Origin of the sequence: Haliscomenobacter sp. (assembly GCF_033763495.1) — a bacterium.
Taxonomy (GTDB): Bacteria; Bacteroidota; Bacteroidia; order Chitinophagales; family Saprospiraceae; genus Haliscomenobacter.
In genome coordinates, this window is record NZ_JANRKL010000213.1 from 17,598 (window position 1) to 41,582 (window position 23,985).

Annotated in this window: 17 protein-coding genes; 7 read left to right on the forward strand and 10 right to left on the reverse strand. The window is 45.6% G+C overall.

Annotation, left to right across the window (positions count from 1 at the left end):
• The first annotated feature begins 90 nt into the window (after nucleotides 1-90).
• Both SFV55_RS25130 and SFV55_RS25135 read left to right on the forward strand, forming a co-directional pair.
• Nucleotides 91-1,803: a 1-acyl-sn-glycerol-3-phosphate acyltransferase gene (locus SFV55_RS25130; protein WP_320032332.1), complete on the forward strand. Its 1,713-nt coding sequence runs from the start codon at nucleotides 91-93 to the stop codon at nucleotides 1,801-1,803.
• Nucleotides 1,804-1,875: 72 nt separating this feature from the next.
• Nucleotides 1,876-2,418, forward strand: coding sequence for a 3'-5' exonuclease (locus SFV55_RS25135; RefSeq protein ID WP_320032333.1), 543 nt, complete (start codon nucleotides 1,876-1,878; stop codon nucleotides 2,416-2,418).
• Here SFV55_RS25135 and sufU read toward each other — a convergent pair.
• Nucleotides 2,415-2,837 carry a Fe-S cluster assembly sulfur transfer protein SufU gene (gene sufU, locus SFV55_RS25140; protein ID WP_320032334.1) on the reverse strand — a complete coding sequence of 141 codons (423 nt, stop codon included), beginning with the start codon at nucleotides 2,835-2,837 and terminating at the stop codon, nucleotides 2,415-2,417. The genes SFV55_RS25135 and sufU overlap by 4 nt on opposite strands.
• Nucleotides 2,838-2,850: 13 nt before the next feature.
• Complete coding sequence (locus SFV55_RS25145) at nucleotides 2,851-4,047, reverse strand: molybdopterin molybdotransferase MoeA (RefSeq protein WP_320032335.1); 1,197 nt, start codon at nucleotides 4,045-4,047, stop codon at nucleotides 2,851-2,853.
• A gap of 89 nt (nucleotides 4,048-4,136) precedes the next feature.
• Between SFV55_RS25145 and SFV55_RS25150 the strand changes: the two genes are divergently transcribed.
• From SFV55_RS25150 to SFV55_RS25160, 3 genes are all read left to right on the forward strand, one after another.
• Nucleotides 4,137-5,345 (forward strand): cysteine desulfurase, encoded by a 1,209-nt coding sequence (locus SFV55_RS25150; protein ID WP_320032336.1) that lies wholly within the window; start codon nucleotides 4,137-4,139, stop codon nucleotides 5,343-5,345.
• Between the two features lie 203 nt (nucleotides 5,346-5,548).
• Nucleotides 5,549-7,162 carry a sodium/sugar symporter gene (locus SFV55_RS25155; protein WP_320032337.1) on the forward strand — a complete coding sequence of 538 codons (1,614 nt, stop codon included), beginning with the start codon at nucleotides 5,549-5,551 and terminating at the stop codon, nucleotides 7,160-7,162.
• 32 nt (nucleotides 7,163-7,194) lie between these two features.
• Complete coding sequence (locus SFV55_RS25160; protein ID WP_320032338.1) at nucleotides 7,195-8,064, forward strand: inositol oxygenase family protein; 870 nt, start codon at nucleotides 7,195-7,197, stop codon at nucleotides 8,062-8,064.
• A 111-nt stretch (nucleotides 8,065-8,175) separates the two neighbouring features.
• On the opposite strand, the gene SFV55_RS25165 is transcribed toward SFV55_RS25160, so the two are convergent.
• Both SFV55_RS25165 and SFV55_RS25170 read right to left on the reverse strand, forming a co-directional pair.
• A complete protein-coding gene (locus SFV55_RS25165) occupies nucleotides 8,176-9,546 on the reverse strand; it encodes an AGE family epimerase/isomerase (protein ID WP_320032339.1) in 1,371 nt (456 codons plus the stop codon).
• A gap of 260 nt (nucleotides 9,547-9,806) precedes the next feature.
• Nucleotides 9,807-15,155 (reverse strand): T9SS type A sorting domain-containing protein, encoded by a 5,349-nt coding sequence (locus tag SFV55_RS25170; RefSeq protein WP_320032340.1) that lies wholly within the window; start codon nucleotides 15,153-15,155, stop codon nucleotides 9,807-9,809.
• A 186-nt stretch (nucleotides 15,156-15,341) separates the two neighbouring features.
• Between SFV55_RS25170 and SFV55_RS25175 the strand changes: the two genes are divergently transcribed.
• On the forward strand, nucleotides 15,342-16,796 hold the full coding sequence (locus SFV55_RS25175) for a hypothetical protein (RefSeq protein WP_320032341.1): 1,455 nt from the start codon (nucleotides 15,342-15,344) through the stop codon (nucleotides 16,794-16,796).
• On the opposite strand, the gene SFV55_RS25180 is transcribed toward SFV55_RS25175, so the two are convergent.
• Entirely contained in the window at nucleotides 16,793-17,299 is a 507-nt protein-coding gene (locus SFV55_RS25180) for a GNAT family N-acetyltransferase (protein WP_320032342.1), read from the reverse strand. The genes SFV55_RS25175 and SFV55_RS25180 overlap by 4 nt on opposite strands.
• A gap of 10 nt (nucleotides 17,300-17,309) precedes the next feature.
• Between SFV55_RS25180 and SFV55_RS25185 the strand changes: the two genes are divergently transcribed.
• On the forward strand, nucleotides 17,310-17,678 hold the full coding sequence (locus SFV55_RS25185) for a DMT family protein (RefSeq protein WP_320032343.1): 369 nt from the start codon (nucleotides 17,310-17,312) through the stop codon (nucleotides 17,676-17,678).
• 19 nt (nucleotides 17,679-17,697) lie between these two features.
• On the opposite strand, the gene SFV55_RS25190 is transcribed toward SFV55_RS25185, so the two are convergent.
• The 5 genes from SFV55_RS25190 to SFV55_RS25210 form a co-directional block, all read right to left on the reverse strand.
• Nucleotides 17,698-19,044, reverse strand: a complete 1,347-nt coding sequence (locus tag SFV55_RS25190; protein ID WP_320032344.1) for a 3-carboxy-cis,cis-muconate cycloisomerase — start codon at nucleotides 19,042-19,044, stop codon at nucleotides 17,698-17,700.
• A gap of 127 nt (nucleotides 19,045-19,171) precedes the next feature.
• On the reverse strand, nucleotides 19,172-20,377 hold the full coding sequence (gene pcaF / locus SFV55_RS25195) for a 3-oxoadipyl-CoA thiolase (protein ID WP_320032345.1): 1,206 nt from the start codon (nucleotides 20,375-20,377) through the stop codon (nucleotides 19,172-19,174).
• A gap of 7 nt (nucleotides 20,378-20,384) precedes the next feature.
• A complete protein-coding gene (locus SFV55_RS25200) occupies nucleotides 20,385-20,969 on the reverse strand; it encodes an RloB family protein (protein WP_320032348.1) in 585 nt (194 codons plus the stop codon).
• A 103-nt stretch (nucleotides 20,970-21,072) separates the two neighbouring features.
• Nucleotides 21,073-22,446, reverse strand: a complete 1,374-nt coding sequence (locus SFV55_RS25205; RefSeq protein WP_320032346.1) for an ATP-binding protein — start codon at nucleotides 22,444-22,446, stop codon at nucleotides 21,073-21,075.
• 99 nt (nucleotides 22,447-22,545) lie between these two features.
• Nucleotides 22,546-23,892, reverse strand: coding sequence for a 3-oxoacid CoA-transferase (locus SFV55_RS25210; RefSeq protein ID WP_320032347.1), 1,347 nt, complete (start codon nucleotides 23,890-23,892; stop codon nucleotides 22,546-22,548).
• Nucleotides 23,893-23,985: the final 93 nt, after the last annotated feature.

The following is a 23,985-nucleotide window of genomic DNA, read 5'->3' on the forward strand; positions in this document are numbered from 1 at the left end:
GGAGTTGAGGTTGCCGCAAGAGACTTAGACAAGGGCATTGTTAAAATACCTCGCGGCAGCCTCAACTCCCAACCCCTCAACTTATTTCGTATGAAGCAACGATCCAAAACGCCCGTATTTCCGCCAGTCATTCCAGATATTGAAGAATGGCCGATTTATAAGTTGAGTGAGGACCGTAAGGCCTTTATCCAGGAAATCGACGCTTTTACCCAGGATCGGCTTACCCGAAAACCGACACAGAAGGTCACCGACCTGATTGCGGAAACCATTTATCAGGAACGCATCCGCATCAAAGAGGAGCGCTGGAAAGTAGACCCACCCAAGGAAAGGCAGTTTTGGAGCCGGATCCGGCGAAAACTCATCAAATACTCCCTGGACAAGCCAGATCAGGAAGCAGCCAAAAACAATGCCGAAATCCTGCAAAGCATCATCCACCGTTATTCTGAGGAAATTGTCGGCACCTTTCGCATTTCCACTTTCCGCTTTGCCCGGCGTTTTTTGACCCGTTTTTTCAACAGCCTTTTGCAAGCCCGGCAGAAGGGATTCTGGCGTTTTGCCTACCAAAAAAGGCTACTGGCAGAAAAGTTGATCGTAGAAGGTGAATTGGAAAAAATCCGGGGCTTGATGACCAAAGGCACCGTAGTGGTTGTACCTACCCACTTCAGCAACCTTGATTCCATTTTGATCGGCTATGTCCTGGACTTGGTACTGGGACTGCCCTCTTTTTCCTATGGGGCCGGTTTAAATCTTTACAATACGGGGTATACTGCCTATTTTATGAATCGCCTGGGAGCGTACCGAGTGGATCGCCGCAAAAAAAATGGCATCTATCTGGAGACGCTCAAAACCATGTCCAACTTGTCGCTTCAAAGGGGAACCAATAGTTTGTTTTTCCCCGGAGGTACTCGTTCTCGTTCGGGCAAGTTGGAGGAAAAACTCAAACTCGGGTTATTGAGCACAACGGTAGAAGCACAACGGGCTTTGTACCAACAGGGAAAACAGGATAAAATCTTCATTGTGCCCCTGGTTTTGGGCTATCACTTCGTGTTGGAAGCTCCGTTTTTGATCGAGGGCTACTTGCGGGCCATGGGCAAAGAACGTTTTTTAAAAGCCAAGGATGATTTTTACAACCCTTTACAAATCATTCGTTTCATTTGGCAAGTGCTCTCGGAGGGCAATGACATCGCCCTTTCTTTTGGGCAACCCATGGACGTATTGGGCAATCCGGTGAACGTTGATGGCAAGAGTTACGACAAATATGGGAATCTGATCCAGGTGCGCGATTATTTTGTATACGAGGGCAAAGTCACTGAAAACCTGCAACGGGAATCAGAATACACCAAGGATCTGGCTGAAAAAATCGTGGAGCGCTACCATGCGGACAACATCGTTTTAAGTAGTCATTTGGTCGCATTTGCTGCTTTTCAAATGTTGCGCAAAGAAAATGCCCGCCTTGATTTATTTGGGGTTTTGCGTTTGCCCAACGAAGATTATGTATTTGATGAGTCGGTACTCAAGGACGTGATTGAACAAATCCGGAAAGAGTTATACCGCCTGGAAGATGCGGGCAAAATAAAACTATCCACCATTGTAAGGGGGGGCTTGGATGAACTGATCCGGGATGGTTTGACACACCTAGGCACTTTTCACTTGAAAAAACCGTTGAGATACAATCGGGACAAAGCCATTGTCAGTGAAGACTTTACCCTGTTGTACTATTACCATAACCGCCTGGACAATTACCAGCTGGACGAGGTAATCGAAATCAAAAAGGAAGCCCTCCTTACCCTGGAGCCGAAATAAAAGCTTAATAGTGGGCAAAAATAAATGTTCATTTTTTTTGCCCTATACTCAAAAACTCAAAACCCAATCGCCTTGAATTTCATCATTTTTGACCTTGAAGCCACTTGTTGGGAGGGCAGCCCACCCTCCAAAGTCCAGGAGATTATCGAGATTGGCGCCGTCCTAATGAATGGTTACGGCGAGGTGGAAGATGAATTCAGCCGCATGGTTCGCCCAATTCTCAATCCCCGCCTGTCGGCGTATTGCCAGGAATTGACGAACATCAAACAAATGGAGGTGGATCGGGCCGCTCTTTTTCCAAGCGTGGTAGAGAGTTTTCAGGATTGGGGTTTGATGCTGGACGAGGATTACGTCCTTTGCTCATGGGGAGGCGCCGACAAACGACTGCTGCTCCAGGATTGCCAACTCCACGACATCGAAGATGACTGGGTACATTCTCATATCAACATCAAACACCAGTATATGGAGCTAAAGCGCCTGCGTCGTCCTCGGGGGCTAAAGGCGAGTGTAGAAGCGGAGGGCTTTGATTTTACAGGGCCGCAGCACCGGGCGCTGGCGGATGCACAGAATTTGGCGAAGATATTTTTAAAGTATTTGGATGTGTGGCAGTTTTAAAGTTCCTCCAAATACTCATCCACCGCCTCCCAGCTCAACACCGCGCATTTCAACCTCCCCGGGAATTTTTTTGCTACTGCAAAAGCTAGCAATTCCTCGTCAGTTGTCGACCCTTGATCCGTTTTGGTGACTTTAAAATAGTCCTGTACCAAAGCCTTCACTTCCTCTAAAGTTTTGCCATGAATTTTTTCTATCAAAACCGAAGTAGCAGCCTTGGATACCGCACAACCATAACCCGAAAAAGAAGCCTCCACTACCCTATCCTCCTGCAGGTCCAGGTACAATTTGAATTTATCCCCGCATAAGGAATTGTATGCGTCCAAAATCAAGGCTGCCTCTGGTCGTTTTTGGTAATGTCGGGGGGTTTGGTTGTGATCCAAAATAATGGGCGAATACAATTCATTCAGTTCCTGCTCCATATCCTTGCAATAATTACCGGTAACAGTACAATGGGAAGGCCTCTCCTGCAGAAAAATGCGACCTTTCTTTGGGCAACTCCAAAAAGCCATCTGCATCGTTCAGATTGGCCAAATCGCCTGAGCCGTGCCCTTCCAGTGGCGTTGCCCTGATGATACCAGCACTTCCATTGTCCAATTTAACTGGAACAAAATAGGATAAATCTGGTTTAAAATCGAGTTCACGGGTCAAGGTTGCCGTTTGTACTGGTCGGTCCTTAAGACCAAGTGATTGCTGCAACCAAGGCAAAATATAACGGTAGGTACAGACAAAGGCGGAAACTGGATTTCCTGGCAGGGCAAAAAGCACAGCCTTCGTGCCAAAAACCCCAAACCAAAAGGGTTTCCCAGGTCTTTGGCTCACTTTGTGGAAAAGCTGTTGCACGCCCGCTGCAGCCAGGGCTTTGGGGACAAAATCAAATTTGCCCTCCGAAACTGCACCACTCAAGATGACGAGTTCGTATTGTGCCAGTATATCCTGAATCCCCTTTTGAATGGCCGCTTCATCGTCGTAAAAATGAAAAGCATCCGCCTCGATTTTCCATTCGGCCAGAGCAGCTTGAATGGCATATACATTGGAGCGGCGGATTTGGTGAGGCAAGGGTGTTTGGTGTACTTCTACCAGTTCGTCGCCCGTAGAAACAATGGCAGTGCGGGGCAAACGAGCTACTGCAATTTCAGCCTTACCCAAAGTGGCCGCCGTAGCCATCTCTGCCGGGCCAATTTTGCGTCCAGCGGCAATGATCAAGTCTCCCTGGCGGCGGTCAATTGCCTGAGGATGGATGTTTTGACGTTTGGTGATGGCTTCGATGTTGATTTTGGCAATACCATTTTCAATCAGCAAGTCCTCGTAGCGAATGACAGTATCGGTACCCAGAGGCAAGGGAGCACCCGTCATCACTTCGAGGCAGTTTTGAGTCTGTCGCAAGGTAAGTTGTGCTGTCCCAGCCGCTTGTACGGCCTCGATTGGGAAGTGCCGATTTCCCGCTGCAAATTCGTTGAAATTTATGGCGATACCATCCATCGTTACGCGGTCGAAAGGGGGGAAATCGCGGTCGGCGAAGAGGTCCTCGGCCAAGATGTGCCCAAGGGACTTGGACAAAGGCACTTGCTCTATGCGCAGTGGAAAGGCATGTTGGAGGATGGTGGCTTCAGCTTGGGCTACGGTCAGCATAGGTTAAATGATTGAGAAATTGGGTTTGCTCATTTTTCTCGACTCAATAATACTTGTTTTTCCCTAAATTGAAACCCAAATCGCTACCAATGTTCAGTCCACAGCAGATTCGGCAAAACTTTCCGGTTTTTCAACATTTCCCCAACCTGGTATACCTCGACAGTGCTTCCACCACTCAAAAACCACAAGTGGTAATTGCTGCGGAACAGGAATTTTACGAACAACACAATGCCAATGTTCACCGGGGAATCTACCGCCTGGCGGCTAAAGCAACTTCCCTTTATGAAGGTAGCCGCGATCGTTGTGCCCGTTTCCTCAACGCCCCACAGGCCAAACAGATCATTTTCACCAGTGGCACTACGGATGGAATCAATCTGGTAGCCCAATGTTTTGCCCTGCCCCGGCTGGAGCCCGGAGATCAGGTTTTGATCAGTTCCATGGAGCATCATTCCAATTTGATTCCCTGGCAACAGGTTTGTTTGGCCAAAAAAGCAGAACTGAAGGTCATCCCTTTCGACCAAAAAGGAGAGTTGGATTTACAAGTACTCAGAGACTTACTCAGCCCAAAGGTAAAAATCCTGGCGCTTACCCATATTTCCAATACCCTGGGTACCATCAACCCCATTGCAGAAATCATTGCTTTGGCCCACGCACAGGACATTCCGGTTTTGGTTGATGCAGCTCAAAGCATCAGTTCGCATCAAATCGACGTACAAACCCTGGATGTTGATTTTTTGGTTTTTTCTGGGCATAAAACCTTTGGCCCTACGGGTACCGGAGTTTTGTACGGCAAGGAAAAATGGCTAAAAGAAATGCCTCCCTACCGCTTTGGTGGGGAAATGATCCGGGATGTCACTTTTGAAAAAACGACTTTCGCCCCCATTCCACACAAGTTCGAGGCAGGCACTCCCAATATTGCGGGGGTGGCAACTTTGGCCACAGCGCTTGATTTTGTGGAATCATTGGGGCAAAATCACATTGCAGCCCATTTACAAACCTTGTTGGTGGCAGGAATGGAAAAATTGAGGGGCATTCCTGGGATTCAATTTTACGGCGAAGCTGCCCAAAAGTCCGGCATCATCTCCTTTACCATCGATGGCATTCACCCGCATGACCTCGCTACAATTCTTGGACAACAAGACATTTGTATCCGCGCCGGTCACCATTGCACCCAACCGATTATGGATTTTTATGAGATTCCGGGCACAGTGCGGGCTTCCTTTTCGGTGTACAATTCAGTGGAAGATTTGGATAAACTAAAACAGGGGTTGGCTCAGGTAATTGGTGTGTTGCAATAAAAAAAGATCGGTTTTTTAAAATTTCCAGCAATTTTTTTGAAACTTCTTCCTAGTTAGTGGGGCAAAAATAAATGTTCATTTTTCTTTGAGCCAGAGGAATAGATAAGACACTTAAATTGAAGCGTTTACTTATCTATTCCTCTGCCAAAATGAACATTTATTTTTTTTCGCCCCTAGAACAGTTACATCAATCGCAAAACAAAATGACGAACCAACTACAATTCCTTGATCACCTGGTTTTTCTGGTGTATCTGGTCTCCGTGTCGCTATATGGGTACTGGATTTACCAACGCAAAAAATCCAAAGAAACCGACACCAAAGACTTCTTTCTGGCCGAGGGTTCCCTGACCTGGTGGGCCATCGGAGCTTCACTCATTGCCTCCAACATTTCAGCTGAGCATTTTATCGGCATGTCTGGCTCAGGCTTTGCCATGGGGTTGGCTATTTCTTCCTACGAGTGGATGTCGGCAGCAACCCTTATCCTGGTAGCCGTATTTTTTATTCCAGTTTACCTGAAGAATAAAATTTACACCATGCCTCAGTTCCTGGCCAAGCGCTACAACGGCACTGTGGCAACCATCATGGCGGTGTTTTGGCTGCTTTTATATGTCTTTGTCAACCTGACTTCCATTTTATACCTGGGTGCCCTCGCCGTAGAGAGCATTTCGGGCGTGCCTTTTACATATTGTATGTTTGGGTTGGCGGCTTTTGCCATTTTTATCACGCTAGGTGGCATGAAGGTAATTGGCTACACCGACATTGTTCAGGTGGTGGTGCTGGTTATGGGTGGTTTGGTGGTGACCTACCTCGCACTATCTATGGTTTCTGATCATTTTGGTGGTTCAGGCGTGCTGGACGGGCTCAGTTTATTGCACAACAAAGCCGATGATCATTTCCACATGATTTTTGCCAAAGGCCACAAATACTATTACGAGTTGCCCGGCATGGCCGTACTTTTTGGCGGGATGTGGATCAACAACCTGAACTATTGGGGTTGCAATCAGTACATCGTACAACGGGCTTTAGGTGCCGATTTGAATACAGCTCGCTCGGGAATTCTTTTTGCGGCTTTTCTCAAACTGTTGATTCCGCTTATTTGTGTGATCCCAGGGATTGCGGTTTACGTGTTGTACCAGAATGGTTATTTTCAACAGGAATTGGTAGATGCAGCAGGTACTGTCAAGCCCGATCGCGCTTATCCTACCCTGATGAATTTGTTGCCCAATGGTCTCAAAGGTTTGGCGTTTGCAGCTTTGACCGCTGCAATCGTAGCTTCCTTGGCTGGCAAATGCAACAGTATTTCAACTATATTTAGCCTGGATATTTACCAAAAATACCTCAACACAGGAGCAAGCGAAAAACAAACCGTACGGATTGGACGCTGGGCAGTATTGGGCGCATTCGCCATTGCTTTGTGCATCACACCCCAGTTGCGGCAATTGGAACAGGCCTACCAATTCATTCAGGAATATTCGAACTATTTGACACCGGGGGCTTTTGCGCTGTTTTTCCTGGGGATGTTCTGGAAGCGCACAACTTCCACTGCAGCAATTGTGGCAGCGGCCGTATCCATTCCATTGGCAGTGGCGTTTAAATTGATACCTAGCACTCCCATTCCTTTTTTGCACCGTACGGGATGGTGTTTTTTGATCCTGGTAGCCATTATGGTGGTGATTTCTCTGCTGGACAAAAAAAGTGCCGACAATTCCAAAGGTTTGGAATTGGATAGTGGAATGTTTAAGGTCACTGGTAGTTTTGCTATCTTGTCTATCCTGATTTGTGGCATTTTAGCAGCACTTTATACCGTATTCTGGTAATCCTTTGTAATTTTAGCCTAAAATCAATCAAAATGAACCAGGACTTCGATATCAATGCGCCTCTGGGTAGCCTCGATGAGTGGGAGGATGACCTGCTACTCCGCTACCCTGAGCCCAATACAACTGCCAAAGCCAAAGAAGAATTTCGCAACTACGATGACCCCAAACGGGATACCGTACGGGAGTTTTATCGTTTGAACCATACTTACCAAACCTACGATTTTGTAATGCAAAAGGAGGCAGACTACCTCAAATTTGACAAAAAAGAAATGCCGGTTTGGTCTGCTTTCGACTTTTTGAATACGCTTGTAGATGATTCCGATCCCGATATCGAATTGGATCAATTGCAACACTTGTTACAAACCTCCGAGGCTATCCGTGCCGATGGGCATCCAGATTGGTTTGTGCTGACGGGTTTGTTGCACGATATGGGCAAGGTATTGTGTTTGTTTGGCGAGCCGCAATGGGCGGTAGTTGGCGACACATTCCCGGTTGGTTGCAAGCATTCGGATAAAATCGTTTACCCGGAGTTTTTTGAATTCAATCCGGATAGCCAGGATGAGCGCTACAACACCACTTACGGTGTATACGAGCCCAACTGTGGTTTGCGCAATGTACACATGTCCTGGGGGCACGATGAGTACCTGTACCAAATGGTTAAAGATCACCTGCCTGATTCGGCCCTGTACATGATCCGTTATCACTCCTTCTATGCCCAGCACCGCGAACATGCGTACGAGCACCTGATGGATGACTACGATCGGGAGATGTTCAAATACGTGAAGTTGTTCAATCCCTATGACTTGTATTCCAAGGCACCGGTTCCACCAAATGTGAAGGAATTGAAGCCTTATTATGAGGATTTGATCGCGAAGTATTTGCCGAGTACGCTGAAGTTTTAAATTTACTGATAACTCCACAAGGGACATAAGGTGACGTCAACGTCTAACTTTGTGTCCTTTGTGTCTTCTCTTTTTTTCTTTGTGGAAAAAAATGTCGCTTTGGCCTTAGCCTCAGTGCCCACTTCCCCTCAGTCGCCGCACACAATTCTCCAAGCTCCGATACTGGTGGTACCCCGCCTTCCAGATGTGTCCTTTGTTCCTTTCCGCACTCCGCGGGTCTTTATCCAAACCACTATCGTACCACTCGCCATGTTGATGATCAATCAAATAAGTATTGATGTAATGCCATTCCTTTCTAAATTTTCCGTAATAATCCATTGGGTCATCAGGATACAAATCAGCCATAATCAATAAAGTATTCAAAGCCTCTGCCTGCGTCCACCAGTTTTTGGTATCCTGCGTTACCGTAATTCTACCACCATCTTCCTTGAAAAAATACCCCTCATCATAAAAACCTCCCACCTGATCATCCCAACCCAAAGCCAAACATTGATCGGTCATTTTTTTGGCAATACGCCAAGTCGTGGTGTCATTTTTCCAACCTACCACGTGGGAGGCTTCCATCAATAAATAAGCCGTTTCGATATCGTGTCCCCAGGAAACATGATCCAGGTTATGGTGCTTCCGAATGCTGGCCCGGCTGGAATCGCGGAAACTCACGGGGGTCCAATCGGGTTGAAAAAACAAAACCAAGTTGCCTTTTTCATTCACGATTTTGTCTCGAATGAGGTAAATCACCTCTTCGAGTCGGGTTTTGACCAGAGGATCGGGCCAGATCTGGTACAATTCCGTAAAAGCCTCCAACAAGTGAATTGAACTGTTTTGGTCTTTGTAACCCAAATCAGCAGTGGAAGGTGTGGTTTTGTTTCGGGGTTGGATTTTCCCGGTTTTATCCAGGTGTTGGTAATAGCCTTTGTGGATGGGGTCATGGCTGTGTTGCTCCAACCAGTTGAAGGACTTTTTAGCTAAAACCAGTGCTTCAGGGTTTTTGCTGGCCTGGTAATATGCGGACACTGCGTACAAGCCGAAGGCATTGCCGTAAGCGGTTTTGGAGGAATCTCCACGCGGTTTGCCGGAACGATCCACCTGCCAGAAAAAACCTCCATTTTCCAGATCCCACATCTTATCCCTTAAAAAAGTAAACCCATGACGGGCGAAGCTTTGGTATTTTTTTTCAGTGGGCCAGTGTTGGGAAGCTTTGGCATTGTTCCACAGGTGTCGGGCCTGGGATACAATCATCTTGTCTTGGTTGCCTACGGGTTTAAATTGGACGTTGAAAGTAGAGAGGTAACCTCCGTATTGGGTATCGATGGCAACTGGGTACCAGGTTTCAACTAGGTTGGATTTGAGCAGTTGCTCCAGGGTATCGGCCAATGCTTGGCGTTCTCCGGTGGAATGAAGACTGTTATGCTTTGCTGGCGTTTTGCAAAAGGAGAAAATGAAGGCAAAGGAGAGTAGGAGGATTAGGCGTTTGTGATGCATGATGTGGTGTTTGTTCTGGGAAAATTAACCAGAAATTCAATGCTTGGTTATGTTTACCACAGTTTTTGAGTATACAAAAAACTAAAACTCCTCCTCGAAAGTTTCAGACTTTCGAGGAGGTCGAACAACGAAATCAAAAAAGAACTGCCGATCCCCTTTTATGGGAATCGGCAGCCGGATATGCATCATGGAAAACGATTAAAAAAACAGTTACATGGGATTATATGAAAAAAACACTCACTAGTATGTTAAACATTCAATTATTGCTTAATGATCCGCTCAAAGAAGGTTTGTTGGCCTACTTTGATGCGAAGGAAATACATACCTGCCTTCAGGTCATCGATCTCGATCTGGCTGGTGTTGCGGAAGGATTTTAGCATGGTTTTGCCATCCAGACCCATAACTTCTACTTCCGTAACAGTGCCAACTGCTGTCGTAATGTTGATTTGTGAGTTGCTTGGGTTGGGATAAACCGTAACGCCACTCAACAAATCTTCAGGACGCACTGCCCGAGGGGCATCTACGATATTAAAGGCAGTTACTTCGGTATTCAATGGCAGGATCTCGCCGTCCAATCGGTTCAGGATGGCATCCTCGGTTTGTAACTTGGTTTCAGCACGGCCAACCAGGTCAATGATGATACCTTTCATTTTGGCGATGGTACCATAACCGGAAACTTCGTTTTGATCCGTACGGGTAATGGCGATGTCCACCCGGCCTTCGTTGGGATATACTTTGTAGATGAATTCCAGATTTACCCCAGGCTGCCCCATCCAGGAAGTAGGTACTTCAATGCTCAGGTTTTTAGGATCAATCAATTTTGGATCAAACTTCACACTGAAGGCAGTCCCGTAAATGTCCTTGATGACGTGTTTGTCGTCGCCCAGAATAAGCGGGATTTCAAAGCGGGTACTGTCCGCCAACTCACCCTTAGCTGGCATCTGAACCAAAATTTTAGGGTCAAGTACTGTGGCAGGTAAGGCCTTACTGATTTTGAAAGGCCCTCGGGACAAACCAAAGTTCAGGATCAGCGCCTCTATGTCTTTTCGGTTTATCTCTCCGTCTCCGTTTACGTCGGCATTTTTGTAGTTGATGCCATCAAAGAAGATTTCAGGCCAGTCTTCAGATGGGGTTGGTTTCCAATCCCAGGAATTGGCCAGGAAGCGCTTCAATCCTTTGGCACCGAAGGCCTGCCCGATGTGCAACAAATCGTAGTGGTTCGCGATGTTGTCGAGGTTCACGTCTCCTGGCCATACGTCACTCACTCGGTTGTTGCGGCATTTCACCGGGCCAAAGACCACCATCCGTTTGCAAGTCGTGTCCTTCAGGTTCTGGATATCCACCTTATAGACGGTCACCCCGTCGCCAAGCAGCATACCTAGATCGAATCCCTTTTTACCCGCTTCAAGGGTATCCAGGATTTTCCCATTGATGGCAATCCGTAAGGGTCCTGGGGTTGGATTTTTAAACACCAACTCCGCACCAAAAGCGCCACCGGCATTACATGGTTTTTGCTTCACATCAACCACCAAATCAGGGCAAGGCCGCTCACAAGGAAGTTTTACCTCTAGGGTTTCACAACAACCCTTTTGGTCATTGATACAAACCGTAATTTTGAATACCTCCTTGTCGGCTGGCAGTTTGAAATTGGCTTCCAAAGGCAGGCGAATAAGCGGGAAGGTACCCACGATTTTGCCATCTACCAAAACATTGAAGAAACGGTTGATTACATTTTCGTACTTGAAACTGATGGCAATGCGCCGGGTACCATCGGGGTTACAACCTAAATTACGAATGGCCAGGTTGGAAATTTTACAAGGGTTTGGATCGGGGCATTGTGGAGCAGGAAGTTTGATTGCCGCAAAACATGTTGGATTGGTTACATCCACGGCCAGGAATTCTATGTTGCCACTTGGGGAACTTGGGAACGGCCCAATTTTTTGGGCTTCACCATTGTAAGTAAATGGCCCAAAAAGCATACCATTGGCATAAATGATGTATCCTTTTTGCAAAGTAGAACTTGGCTTGGATACCACCAGTGCCTTGGCGTAATAATAGCCTTTTTCACAAGGCAATAACTCTACCTTTAAGCCTTCAATTGGGCAATTGGATTCGCACTTTTTCAATTCCAAACGCCCGCCCTGGGTACAGCCTTTTTCTTTGTCTTCAACCTTAAGTTCCAGAACGGCTACATCTGCACTCACAATCTGGCTGAGGCGCAAAGGCAGTACATTGTAACTATAGGTTCCATACAATTTGCCATTGATGTAAAGATTGAAAAGTGCGCCAGTATTTTTGCGTTCAAAGTTCAGATTCACGTAATATCCACCAGTAGGCAGGCAAACCTGTTCCAGTTTCAATGGGCCAAATTCACAAGTTGTTTGGGTGCAGGGCACTTCGTACAACCACTTGATGCAGCAATCGGGGGAGTTTTTGTCACAAACTACGATCCAATCGGTTTTGCTGTTTTTAGGCAACGGTACTTTGTCGATTCTTACCGCCTGACCAGTGTATTTAAAGCGTGTTTCAAAGCCAGTGGAGGTTTGTAGCCAAAGGATAGAGTCAGCATTGGTTGCCTTGAGCTTCAACAACAGGCTATAAGTCCCATCGTTATTGCATTTTATTTCACTTACACTAATGTCACTCAGGTTACAAGGTGGTTTACATTCAAATGGTTTGATGAAACCTTTGCTGCTGCAAGAACGGGTATTGCTATCGTACACCTCCAAACGAATGGTATCTTTTTGAGGTGAGGGATAAATCAAACGGATGGGTAGCTCGGAGTACTTGTATTTGGCAATTTCCTTACCATTTTGAACAAGTACAAAATAGTCTGAATTGGTGCGAAAATATTTGAAATCCAGGTACGCATACACCTCACCCTTATCGTTGCAAGGAGCAGTTTTGATCACCAGTTCACCCAATTCACATGCGGGGCATTTGGGTTTTTCGACCTTGGCCCGCACACAACATTTTTCACTTTGACCGTCAACACACACATTCACTTCAAATGTAAGTGCGTCGGTATTGATGACCACATTTTCGATCAGTTGAGGAGTGCTCAATAATTTGAATGGTCCAAATTTTTTGTTTTCAATATAGACGTAGTAAGTCGAGAGTAAATTGGAAGGATTCAAATTGAGCAAGGGCGTGATTAATAAATCGTAACCACCTTTGGGGCTACAACCACGCACCACTACTTTGAGTTCTCTGACCCGGCAAAGCGTATCGGAAGAACAAATTATTGACTCAAGTACAACCGTATCCGCACAAGGTTTTTCCATATCTGCAGCGAAGAAAACCTGCCGTGGACTAGTGGTAGCCCGGGTAAATGGGCCGAGCACTTTGGAACGTTGCTCATAACTGTAAGGGCCGTACTTTTTACCATCAGGGCCAAGAATGTAATAACCAGCCTGGCTGCCATTTTTACTTTCAACCTTGGCGGTCACATAATATTTATCACCACTACATTCCAGGGGTGTAACACTCAACTCCAGCTTGCAGTCACACTCTGTGTTGTTGATGTTAGGCGTGATTTCAACACAACAGGTGTCTAACAAACTTTCTGTACAAAGTTGAAGCTTCAGTGGAAAGATTCCTCCTACCAACAACTCCATCGGTTCAAGCTTCACGGGGAAACTACTGGGTTTGAATGGACCAAAGGTTTTGCCTTCTACTTTGATGAATATTCGATCGGAGGTCAATAATTTTTCATCAAAAGCAGCATTGACATCTAGCCGGTATTTTCCAATTACCCCACAACCTGTTGCTACAGCTTTAACCTCCTTGATTGGGCAAAGGTTTTCTGGTTTGGTACAGGATTTAACCCGAATGATTTTAGCAACGGTTTCCAGGCAACACTTATCCACTCCAGGCAAACAAACCTGCACTTTGAGAACATCGTTGATCAAATTGGGGATGGCTTTGGAAATGCTGATGCGTAGTGGCATTTTTTTCAAAGAAAAAGTGCCAATCTCAATTCCATTGATGGTCAAGAGGTAACCTGTATCTATGGTTGGACCTGAGAGCAGGTTCAAGGTGAAAATGTCCTGATTTTCCTCTTCACAGATGATGTATGCTGCTGCTAAATCACGAATCGAACAAGGCTTGCAAAAGAATTTTTTAATTTCAAAGGTATCCGCACAGCGTGGGTTTTCCACATCACTCATCACAACCCGATAATAACCATCATTGTTTGGCTTGATTGGGCCTACAGTGCCTCCATTAACTGCGTAGCGGAATGGCCCAAAACGCTGATTGTTTACATAAATGTAATAGCCAGACAACCATTTGTTTGCTCCACTAAACTTATAGACCATGCGGAAATTACCATCATTGTTACAATCAACGGCTTGAGCAACAAATTCCTTAATTCCACATGCATCCGGGTCATCCTCGCAACTCGAATCCAATTCAATTTTTGGTGTTGTACTGATGCAGCACCGACCACCTGGTAAACTCACACATGCCTGAATTAAAGGCACGATTGTAGTTATGGAAAACAGGTGTTTTTTAGAGAGTTTGATTTCAAAGGGAAGTTTTTCGGCTGAATACTCACCGATAACAATATTGCCAATGCTCAAAATGATGTTGGCATTTTTTGGCTGAACAGTGCCAACCTTTACGATAAGAGTAGCAAAAGTATCCTTGGGACAATATTTGATGCTCGCTGATAAATCTTTTAGTTCACATGCATTACTTACTCCACAATCGTGTTTAAAATCCTCAGTTTTGAAACAAGCGCTGTCCTTACTGTCTCTAATGGTTAAAAAGTATTTCTCGGTACTGTCCAGTTTAACTGGGCCAATAGCAGGGAAAACATCTTTGTATTTGAAAGGGCCAAATTTTTGGCCGTTGATCAAAACATGGTAAGTCGCTGTGTCGGCTTTTGTATCGGTTTTAAAGGTGGCAGAAAGGTAAAAAACACCATTGGGGGTACAGGGACGGGGCAAAATCACCAGATCGCGAATGCAGGCAACTGGAATAACATCTTTTTCATATTCCACACAAACATTATCAATGCCAAATTCCTGGCCACCAAAGGAAATGGAATCAATTTCTCCTTCAAAACAGATGGTGCCTTGCAGTAAATCCGAGTCTTCCTTGATGGATACCGCAGCCTTGACGCCTTTGGCAACTTCTTTGTCATTCAGGGATGACCAGTCTTCCAAAATGGTAACCTCCTGACCATTGATTGAAAAATTTTCCTGGCCGCCTCCATCAATAAAATTGAGGCAAACCCGTTTCGCTTTCTTCTTGGGTAATCCGCTAAAAATCCACTTCAGATTGACATTGGATACAAAAAGTACTTTGCCTTCGGCTTCTTTGAAACTTCCGTCAAAAAGCAGCTTTTTTTCCTCGACTTTGATCGAGCCAAATTCAGTGCTGTTGTTGTTGGTGAAAAATGACTCGATGGATGCGGCTATGCCATCTTTTTTAAAGATTACTGTGCCGGTTTTTTGATTGGCATCGGTGCCGAACTTAGTTCCGTCGGCTAGGTCGTTGAAGTTAAAACAGACCTCTTGTTTTTGGGATTGGGCCTCCAACTGCGTCGAAAACAGACCAAAACAGAAAAGCAGTAGATAAACCCAACGTGTAGAATTGTTCATGGTGCGATATTTTTTTTAACTACACTTTGCTCTTGATACAAATGTGCTGCTTTTTTCAGACGTTAAAACCGACATAATCGTTGGAATTTTGGAAAAAATTCACGATTATTGAGCCAAATTTACAGTATATTTTTTTGTCAATCAGCATTTTATTGACAAAAAAACACCATCGAAAATTGATTTTTTGTGAGCAGTAACAAATTAATCCGCCACCTAGAAAAATTGTCTCGCAAAGAGATGACCCGCTTTAAGGAGTTTGTTTTTTCCCCTTACCTCAACAAACACGAGGAAGTGCGGCGACTGGTGGCGTACCTTTCTGAGGTTTATCCTCGATTAGACGAAAAAAAGTGCAAAAAGGAACTACTCTATAAATCAGTTTTTGACAGCGGTAAATATAGCGAAAAACAATTGGCTCCGGTACTAACCTACACCCAAAGGTTGCTGGAGCAGTTTTGGGCTTACGAGGAGTTCCGGGAAGACGCTTATTTTCAGCAATACCTTTACTTGAGGCAATTGAGAGCGCAACAAGCCTTTGGGCCTTACGAGCGTTTGTTTAATGATTTAAAGGAAAACCCAGAACCAACTCCATGCCTGGGTGCGGATCAAACCTTGATGCGCTACCTCTTGGCTGGCGAGGGTGAACGGTACTGGTCTCAATCCAATAAGCCTGAATTTGAGGGTTCTTTTCGAAAAAAACAAGAAGAACTAGATGAATTTTACCTTACTCAAAAATTGAAAGATGCCTGTGAAGCTATTTTTCGCCAGGAAATGAAAAGGGATGAGCAACCTCCCCGACTATTGGAGGCGGTATTACAAGAGGTGGAACAAAATATCGAAAAGTACCAGCAAGTCCCCCAAACCATCACCCACTACATGGTTTATCGCATGTTGACCGGCAATGATCCGTATTTTTACCAACAAGCGCTTGATGTTTTTCAGAAATGGGAAAATTCCTTCTCGAGAGTGGAAGTCAGCGATTTGTACAACCAATTCAAAAACTACTGTCTTATTCGCATCAACCAGGGCGATCAGGGTTTTTTGGACAAATTATTTGGTTTGTATCAATATCAACTTGATCAGGGTTTACTTCTGGAGGAAGGCGTGATGTTGGAGTGGAATTACAAAAACATCGTAGCGGCGGGGTTACGGCTCAAACAACACGAATGGGTTAGAAAGTTTATTGAGGATTACAAGGATAAGCTGGCGCCAGAGTTCAAGGACAACGCCTACCGTTTCAATCTGGCGAGTTATCACCTGAGTCTGAAGCAACCACAGGAGGCAATGTTGCTGCTGCGGGAGGTAGAATACCGCGATTTGCGCTATAACCTGGGAGCCAAAACCATGCTGCTGCAAACCTATTACGAACTGGAAGAATACGACCCCTTGTTTTCGCTCACCGAGTCCTTCCGGCAGTTGTTGATGCGGGATAAAACCATGTCGGAAAACTTTCGCAAGGGGTATTACAACCTCTTCCGGCTCACCCGCAAAGCAGCTCACCTGCGCTCGCGACTGGATTATTTATCAGCAGATAAAGCACGACTGGAACTAGATCGAATCCGAGAAACGATGGTCAAGACAAACGATGTGTTCAGTCGGGCATGGTTGGATGAGCAGTTGAATGCATTGGCGGATAAAATTTAGGGGATGTAAACGAATTCGAAGAAGCCCTCTTCGTCTGGGAATTCGTTTTGGCATTTCCATTTGTTTTTCTCCAAAAAAAACCTCGTTTTATGGTTATTTTTATGAACAAAACAACGCCATGACGCTCCACTTTGAAGTGGATAAAATACGGTGATTGCTGACAATACCAATGAGCCGATTCCTTGTCCACGTAGTTCTGGTTTTACAGCCAGGTTGGTAATGTAATAAGCCAAATTTTCCTCATTTGGGAATTGTAGCCCTATTTCAGCAACCATTTCACCACCCCTATAAACAGCAAAATCCGTCCCTTGGTGATTACTTATTACATAGTCCAGCCATGGGTCATTTGCTTCCATCGGCCCTAGATGTTGGTCGAGTTCTGGGTCGGCAAACCAGCTCAGGTATTCCTCAAAATCATTGGAATGAAACCTTGAAAATGACAACTGATGCAATTGAGTAGGCATGAGTAAAGGTTTTGTACATTTATCGCTTTCTTGAACCAAAAATGCACCAATGAAGGCTGTTTACACCATCTTGCTTTTGCTTCTATCCAACACCTTTATGACCCTAGCCTGGTATGGTCACCTCAAGTTCAACCAGATTAAAGGGTTTAGTCAGTTGGGCGTAGTCGCCATCATCTTCATCAGTTGGGGCATTGCCTTGCTGGAGTATTGCTTTCAGGTACCCGCCAATCGTATTGGTTTCAAAAACTACGGTGGGCCATTCTCGCTGATTGAGTTAAAAGTAATTCAAGAAGTGATCACGCTAGTCGTCTTTTCCATATTTACCCTGTTGGTATTTAAAACCGAAACTTTCCGCATAAACCACATCATTGGCTTTGCCTTTTTGGTGCTGGCGGTATATTTTATTTTTAAAAAATAGCATTGAGCTGCTTCATAGCTCAGAGTCTTTGTGGCAATAACGTCAAAACCGCATCGATCAAACGATCACAGTCACCCAGGGAATTGGCGGGATCGAACAAGTGGTCAATGTCTGAGCTACTAAAGTACTTACCTACAATTGCATCGGCTCTTACCAGCATTTTTAAGTGTCCCCCTGTTTGTACCACCTGCTTACACAAGCCCTCAACGTGCTCGTGCGCTGCTGCTTTGCCGATTTTTTCTGCCAGGGCCAGGGCTACATTTTCGGCATAAATCAAACCATTGGTCAACTCCAGGTTCCGCAACATGCGCTGGGTATTCACTTCTAAACCATTGGTCATATGCAGTGCTTGTTGTAAAGCACCTGCGGTTAGTTTGCACAATTCAATTAAGGGTAACCATTCGGCATGCCAAAACCCAGTGGCCCGCTCGTGATCTTGGGGCAGGGATTGAAACAAGGTGGAAAGTAAGGATGGACTTCGTTGTGCAGCCGCTAAAATGGCCACACAGCCGACAGGATTGCGCTTGTGGGGCATGGTAGATGAGCCGCCTTTGCCTGTACCTGCAGGCTCGAAAACCTCAGCCACCTCGGTTTGCATCAATAGGCTGATGTCTTTGGCCATTTTGCCCAGATTACCGGTCAATATGCCTAAAGTACTGGCAACTTCCACCAAACGATCACGCTGAGTATGCCAGGAAATGGGCGGCAAAGTCAAACCCAGTTTTTGGGCTAAAGTGTGTGCAATAGGCAATGCTTTATCTCCAAAACCAGCCAGCGTCCCCACTGCTCCGCCAAATTGTAAAACCAAATTGTGCTGCAATACCTGTTCAATACGCTGCGAGGAGCGAATCAACCCATCCATCCAAGACGCAACTTTGTACCCGAAGGTGATGGGGCGTGCGTGTTGCAAAAAGGAACGCCCAGCCATGATGCTGGGGCGATGAATCTCAGCCAGTTGGCTCAGTTGGGTTAACAACTGTTCAAGGTCTTTTTGGATCAAAACCAAAGCTGCTTTGACTTGCAAAACCAAAGCGGTATCAATCACATCCTGACTGGTAGCCCCCAGGTGGACATATTTGGCGGCTTCAGGGTCGATGTTTTTGACTGCTGCGGTGAGTTGTTTTACGAGCGGAATATTGGGATTTCCAGCCAGGCCGATGGCCGGAATTAGAGTAGGAATATCGATGTGATCCAGGGTACAACAACGAGTGATGGTATCCGCAGCAGCTTTTGGAATCATCCCTTCTTCTGCCTGAGCCTGGGCCAATGCAGTTTCAAAGCGGAGCATGGCACTGAGGTAGGCTTCAGCACTAAATAGTTTATTTACTTCCGTTTTATAAAAAAGTGGTTCAAACAATGATTCCATATGTTGCTTTTCTAAGGTGTATCTTAAGTGCCTTAGGTTTCTTAGGTGGTTAAAATATGCTTAGCTTGTCTTTTTTCACCACCTAAGAAACCTAAGGCACTTAAGAAACACTTTAGTTAGATTGTGATCAAACTCTTTCCAAAATCACTGCATACCCCTGCCCTACTCCAATACACATCGTAGCCAAGGCATACCGCTTTTGTTGTTTTTGCAATTCCAGCGCAGCGCTATAAGTAATTCGAGCCCCCGACATCCCCAGCGGGTGTCCCAAAGCAATGGCACCACCATTCGGATTGATGCGTGGATCATCATCAGCCAACCCTAAACTGCGAATACAGGCCAAGGACTGTGCCGCAAAAGCTTCATTGAGTTCCATGATGTCAATGTCATTCAGGCTCAAGCCAGCCTTTTGCAAGGCTTTTTGTGTAGCAGGCACCGGTCCAAGGCCCATGATGCGCGGCTCTACCCCTACTACTGCTGAGGCCACAATACGGGCTTTGGGCACAAATCCTTGTTCTTTAACGGCTTTTTCCGAAGCCAGCATGACTGCAATTGCCCCATCATTCAAGCCGGAGGAATTGCCTGCTGTAACCGAACCCCCTTCTTTTTTGAAAGCGGGCCGCAGTTGAGCCAGTTTTTCTACAGTTGTTCCGCCTTTGATGAATTCATCCTGAGCAAAAATTTGGGTATCCCCTTTACCAACGCTGATTGGAACCGGGATAATTTCTTCTGCAAAACGACCCTCAGCCTGGGCTTTGGCCGCTTTCATTTGGGAGTTGTAGGCAAATTGGTCCTGAGCTTCCCGGCTGATCTTGTGGATTTCGACCAGGTTTTCAGCGGTGATCCCCATCGCATCGGTGCCGTACATGGACTGCATGCGGGGATTGATGAACCGCCAACCAAAACTGGAGTCGTACATTTGGGCATCGGTGCCAAAAGGTTTAGCGCTTTTGGAGATGACGTATGGCCCGCGAGTCATGTGCTCCACGCCACCAGCAATAAACACATCGCCGTCGCCGATACCAATGGCTCGCTGAGCATTGACTATGGCCGCCATACCCGAGGCACAGAGCCGATTGACGGTTTCCCCGGGTACACTAAAGGGCAATCCAGCCAACAAGAGTGCCATCCGAGCTACATTGCGATTGTCGTCGCCCGCTTGATTGACACAGCCGAGGATGACATCGGTGATGCTGGCGGGGTCGAGCTGCGGGTTGCGTTTGAGCAGTTCAGCTAGCACATGGGCAGCTAAATCATCCGCCCTTACCGTGGATAAGGTGCCACCGAAGCTGCCGATGGGGGTACGTATGCCGTCGATTAGGTAGGTTTGCATGAGTTGGTTATTCGGGTAATGGATAATCTGGGGGTTCAGATTGGAAAATTTGTTGGAGGAGAACGTGGATTCGAGTGCACAAAGCATCAAAAGTCCAATGGTTTTTCTCCAATTCTAACTCAAAGGCTTGCTGAAGGGCGAAAGGTATTTTCTCAAGGTGTATTTTTGAAATTGCCCCTTTTCGATAACCTTCACCAAACTCTTTTTTTAGTATTTCATGGAGCATTTGCTCAAGATGATTTTTGGAAGAGCTAGCCTTGGGGTTTTTCAATAATTCATTTTTTGCAGCCTCATCAAGGGTTTTAAAATCCAGATGGTGCAGCAAAAGCCAAAGCTCAAAGCAGGGGTTGGTCATACAAAATTCATATTCTTTTTGTTTGCAAAGCCGCTGTGCTTCAGCCATGTTCTTCTCAGGCCATTTGTCCGCGTCCACCAAACACCACAGTTGATCCTTGTCACTAAGCTTGTATTTTTTCTTGTATTCATCCAGCATCGCCAAGACCCGGCGAAAATCACTGGCATTGTCTTCCCTACGCAAGGCTTCTATTTTGATCAAACGACCAAGAGATTTGGTATTGATAAAATCGGCCACGTGAGCAAAGTATTGCGGCTCACTTTCTCTGCCTTCCGAGGCAATGACAAAAAAGGTCGTGGGGTCTTTGCGCTGCCCACCACTTTTGCGGCTTAGTCCTTTTTTATCCCTCGGCATTGGCGGTCTCCCAGTTTAGTTGTTGTACATCCGAGATAAAAGGAATGGCGCCATATCTGCCTTGCAAATAGGCTTTGCGGATTTCTTTGTCGAAGCGAGGTTGGAATTCTTCGAGAGAGTAGATGTGGGACTCTCCGTGGTTGTTCTTTTCTACGAACCAGACTTCATCCCGGCGTAGCAGGCTGAGATCAAGGAGACTGGATTCGTGAGTTGTGACGATGAGCTGGCTATTGACATTTGTGGTGGTAAAAAGATAATACTCTGTAAGTTTATGTAGCAGTTCTGGATGTAAACTACGATCAATTTCATCGATTATTAACGTAAGTTCAGAATCTGGATGTTTTAAGAGCCAAAGCAAAGGTATAAAATCAAATAGCCGCTTAGTTCCATCAGATTCATCGTCAAAATCGAAATTAACTAACTCGTTTTCATCCTTTAATTTTCGTTTAGTGACCATTTGTGATGCAATGATTTGGCCTTGTTTATTTTTTGAAAAGTATTTAGGTTTTCCATTTTCCACTATTTTATGCTTTCGCCCTTTATTTATATTTTCAAGTAGCATGTTTTTGCGAATCTCAGGCATTTTTTCCAAAATATCATTGGCATCTTCACTTTTAAATTCTATGTCATTTATTCCAGTTCTAAATAATTTAACAAGATCACAGTAAAATTCCTTGTCCTCAGAATCTTCCAGGTCAATTATATCTAATGGGTAAATATTATTTCCAGGATAGAACAATATAAGATTCGTTTTAAACCAATTATATATAATCCTAAACATTTTAAAGGCTGAATTTTCATTCCAGTCTTTTTGACCTAAGATAGTTAGTAATAACTCATTAGATTCGACATCTTGAGCATATATTGAAAACCTAACAGCATCCTCACCTTTAAATTTTGGGTGAGTCTTCATTGTTGTTGATCCATTTAAGTTAACAACACGTTCAAAGATGCTTTTTTGAGAAGATTTTTTTAATTCAAAAAGCCACTCATCAAGGATCCTTTTTTCACCTAATTTAATGGTAAAACCATATGCATAAACCTTCCCATTAACCTCAAATTCAAACTCAAATTTTGAAGGTTTGCTTTCATTATTTTTTTCCAGCCTAAAATGATTACTAACATAAAAGTGGCTCTTTATACCTCTCAATATCGTTTTGTGAGCAAAATCAATTGCTTTGATTAAATTCGACTTCCCAGAGGCATTTGCCCCATAAATAACCGCCAATTTTAACGCCTCGACACCCGTAGCCAGCGTCACTGCTGGCCGCACAGGCTTTCGCACTTTACCCGCCAACATCGAGAACTCCTCTTCTTCATTAAAAGAAAGAAAATTAGATACGCGAAAAGTGATCAGCATAATGATTTTTTCTGCAATTACGTGATTTTTTCACCTAAAATGCAAGTTTTACAATCAAAAAATCTATTTTTAGTTATTTCACATGATAAAATTGGCGACTTAACTCAACCTTTCCACAAATTTTGCCTTTGTCTTCGCTCTCACTTCCTCCAAACTGGCTCCTGGCATCAACTCCACCAAAGTCAATTGACCATCCAGGTATTTGAACACCGCCAATTCTGTAATCACCACATCCACTACCCCGATGGCAGTGAGGGGCAAGGTACATTCCGGCACAATTTTGGAAGTCCCATCCGGGTCAGCGTGAGTGAGTGTGACGATTAGTTTTTTGGCACCTGAAGCCAAATCCATGGCGCCTCCAACGCCCAGCAGTGGCTTCCCAGGCACGGCCCAGTTGGCCAGGTTTCCTTTTTCATCTACCTCTAAACCGCCCATAATGGCCACATCTACGTGTCCTCCACGAATCATGGCGAAACTATCGGCGCTATCGAAGTAACTACTGCCAGGCAGCGCGGTTACTGGAATTTTCCCTGCATTCACTGGATAATCCAGTGCGCCGCCACCATCAGCAGGTGAAGGACCTACACCCAACATGCCATTTTCAGTGTGCAGGATGATGCCGTGTTCAGGACGGATCAGGTCGGCAACCAGGGTGGGAATGCCAATGCCTAGATTAACCACATCGCCTTTTTGCAACTCGACAAAAGCGCGTTTGGCCATGTTTATGCGGCTTTCACTTGCCTTTCGAGCAGCACCAACTGAGGCTGAAGAGCCGAGTAGTTCCAGTGAAAGATTGGCTTGTACGAGGTAATCCACAAAACAACCGGGGGTATGGATAAAATTGGGATCGATGGCCCCCACGGGCACGATTTCTTCCACTTCTGCAATGACGATATCCGCAGCGGTGGCCATGGCGCGGTTGAAGTTTTGTTCAGTCATGCGGTAGGTGAGGTTGCCCGCAGTATCGGCTTTCCAGGCGCGGATGAAGGCCACATTGGCTCTGATCCCAGGGATAAAGACTTGTTCTACCCCATTGATCAACATAGTGGGCCGCCCCTGGGCAATCAGCGTTCCCGCCGAACTAGGTGTATAAAAGCCTCCAATACCTGCGCCTCCGGCCCGGATGGCCTCGGCCAAGGTGCCTTGGGGCAATAATTCATATTCTACTTCGCCAGATTGAGCTGCCTTTACCGCATCAGGATTGGAGGTAAAAAACGAACCGATCATTTTGCGGATTTGGCCGTTGCGCAACAAACGGCCTCCACCCAGACCAGGCTCACCAACGTTGTTGCCGATGAAGGTGAGATTTTTGATGGTGGTTTCCGCAAGGGCATGCAGCAGGTGGACGGGGTTGCCCGTCATGCCGAAACCTCCACCGAGAATGGTGTCGCCGTCTTTAACGAGTGCAGCGGCTTGTTGGGGGGTGATTTGTGGGACTGATTTCATGTGGGTTGGGAGAGGTTGAGGAAGGTTGAGGAAGGTTGAGGAAGGTTGAGGCTGCCGCAGCAATTTTGACGATGTCAATGTCCAAGTCGCTGC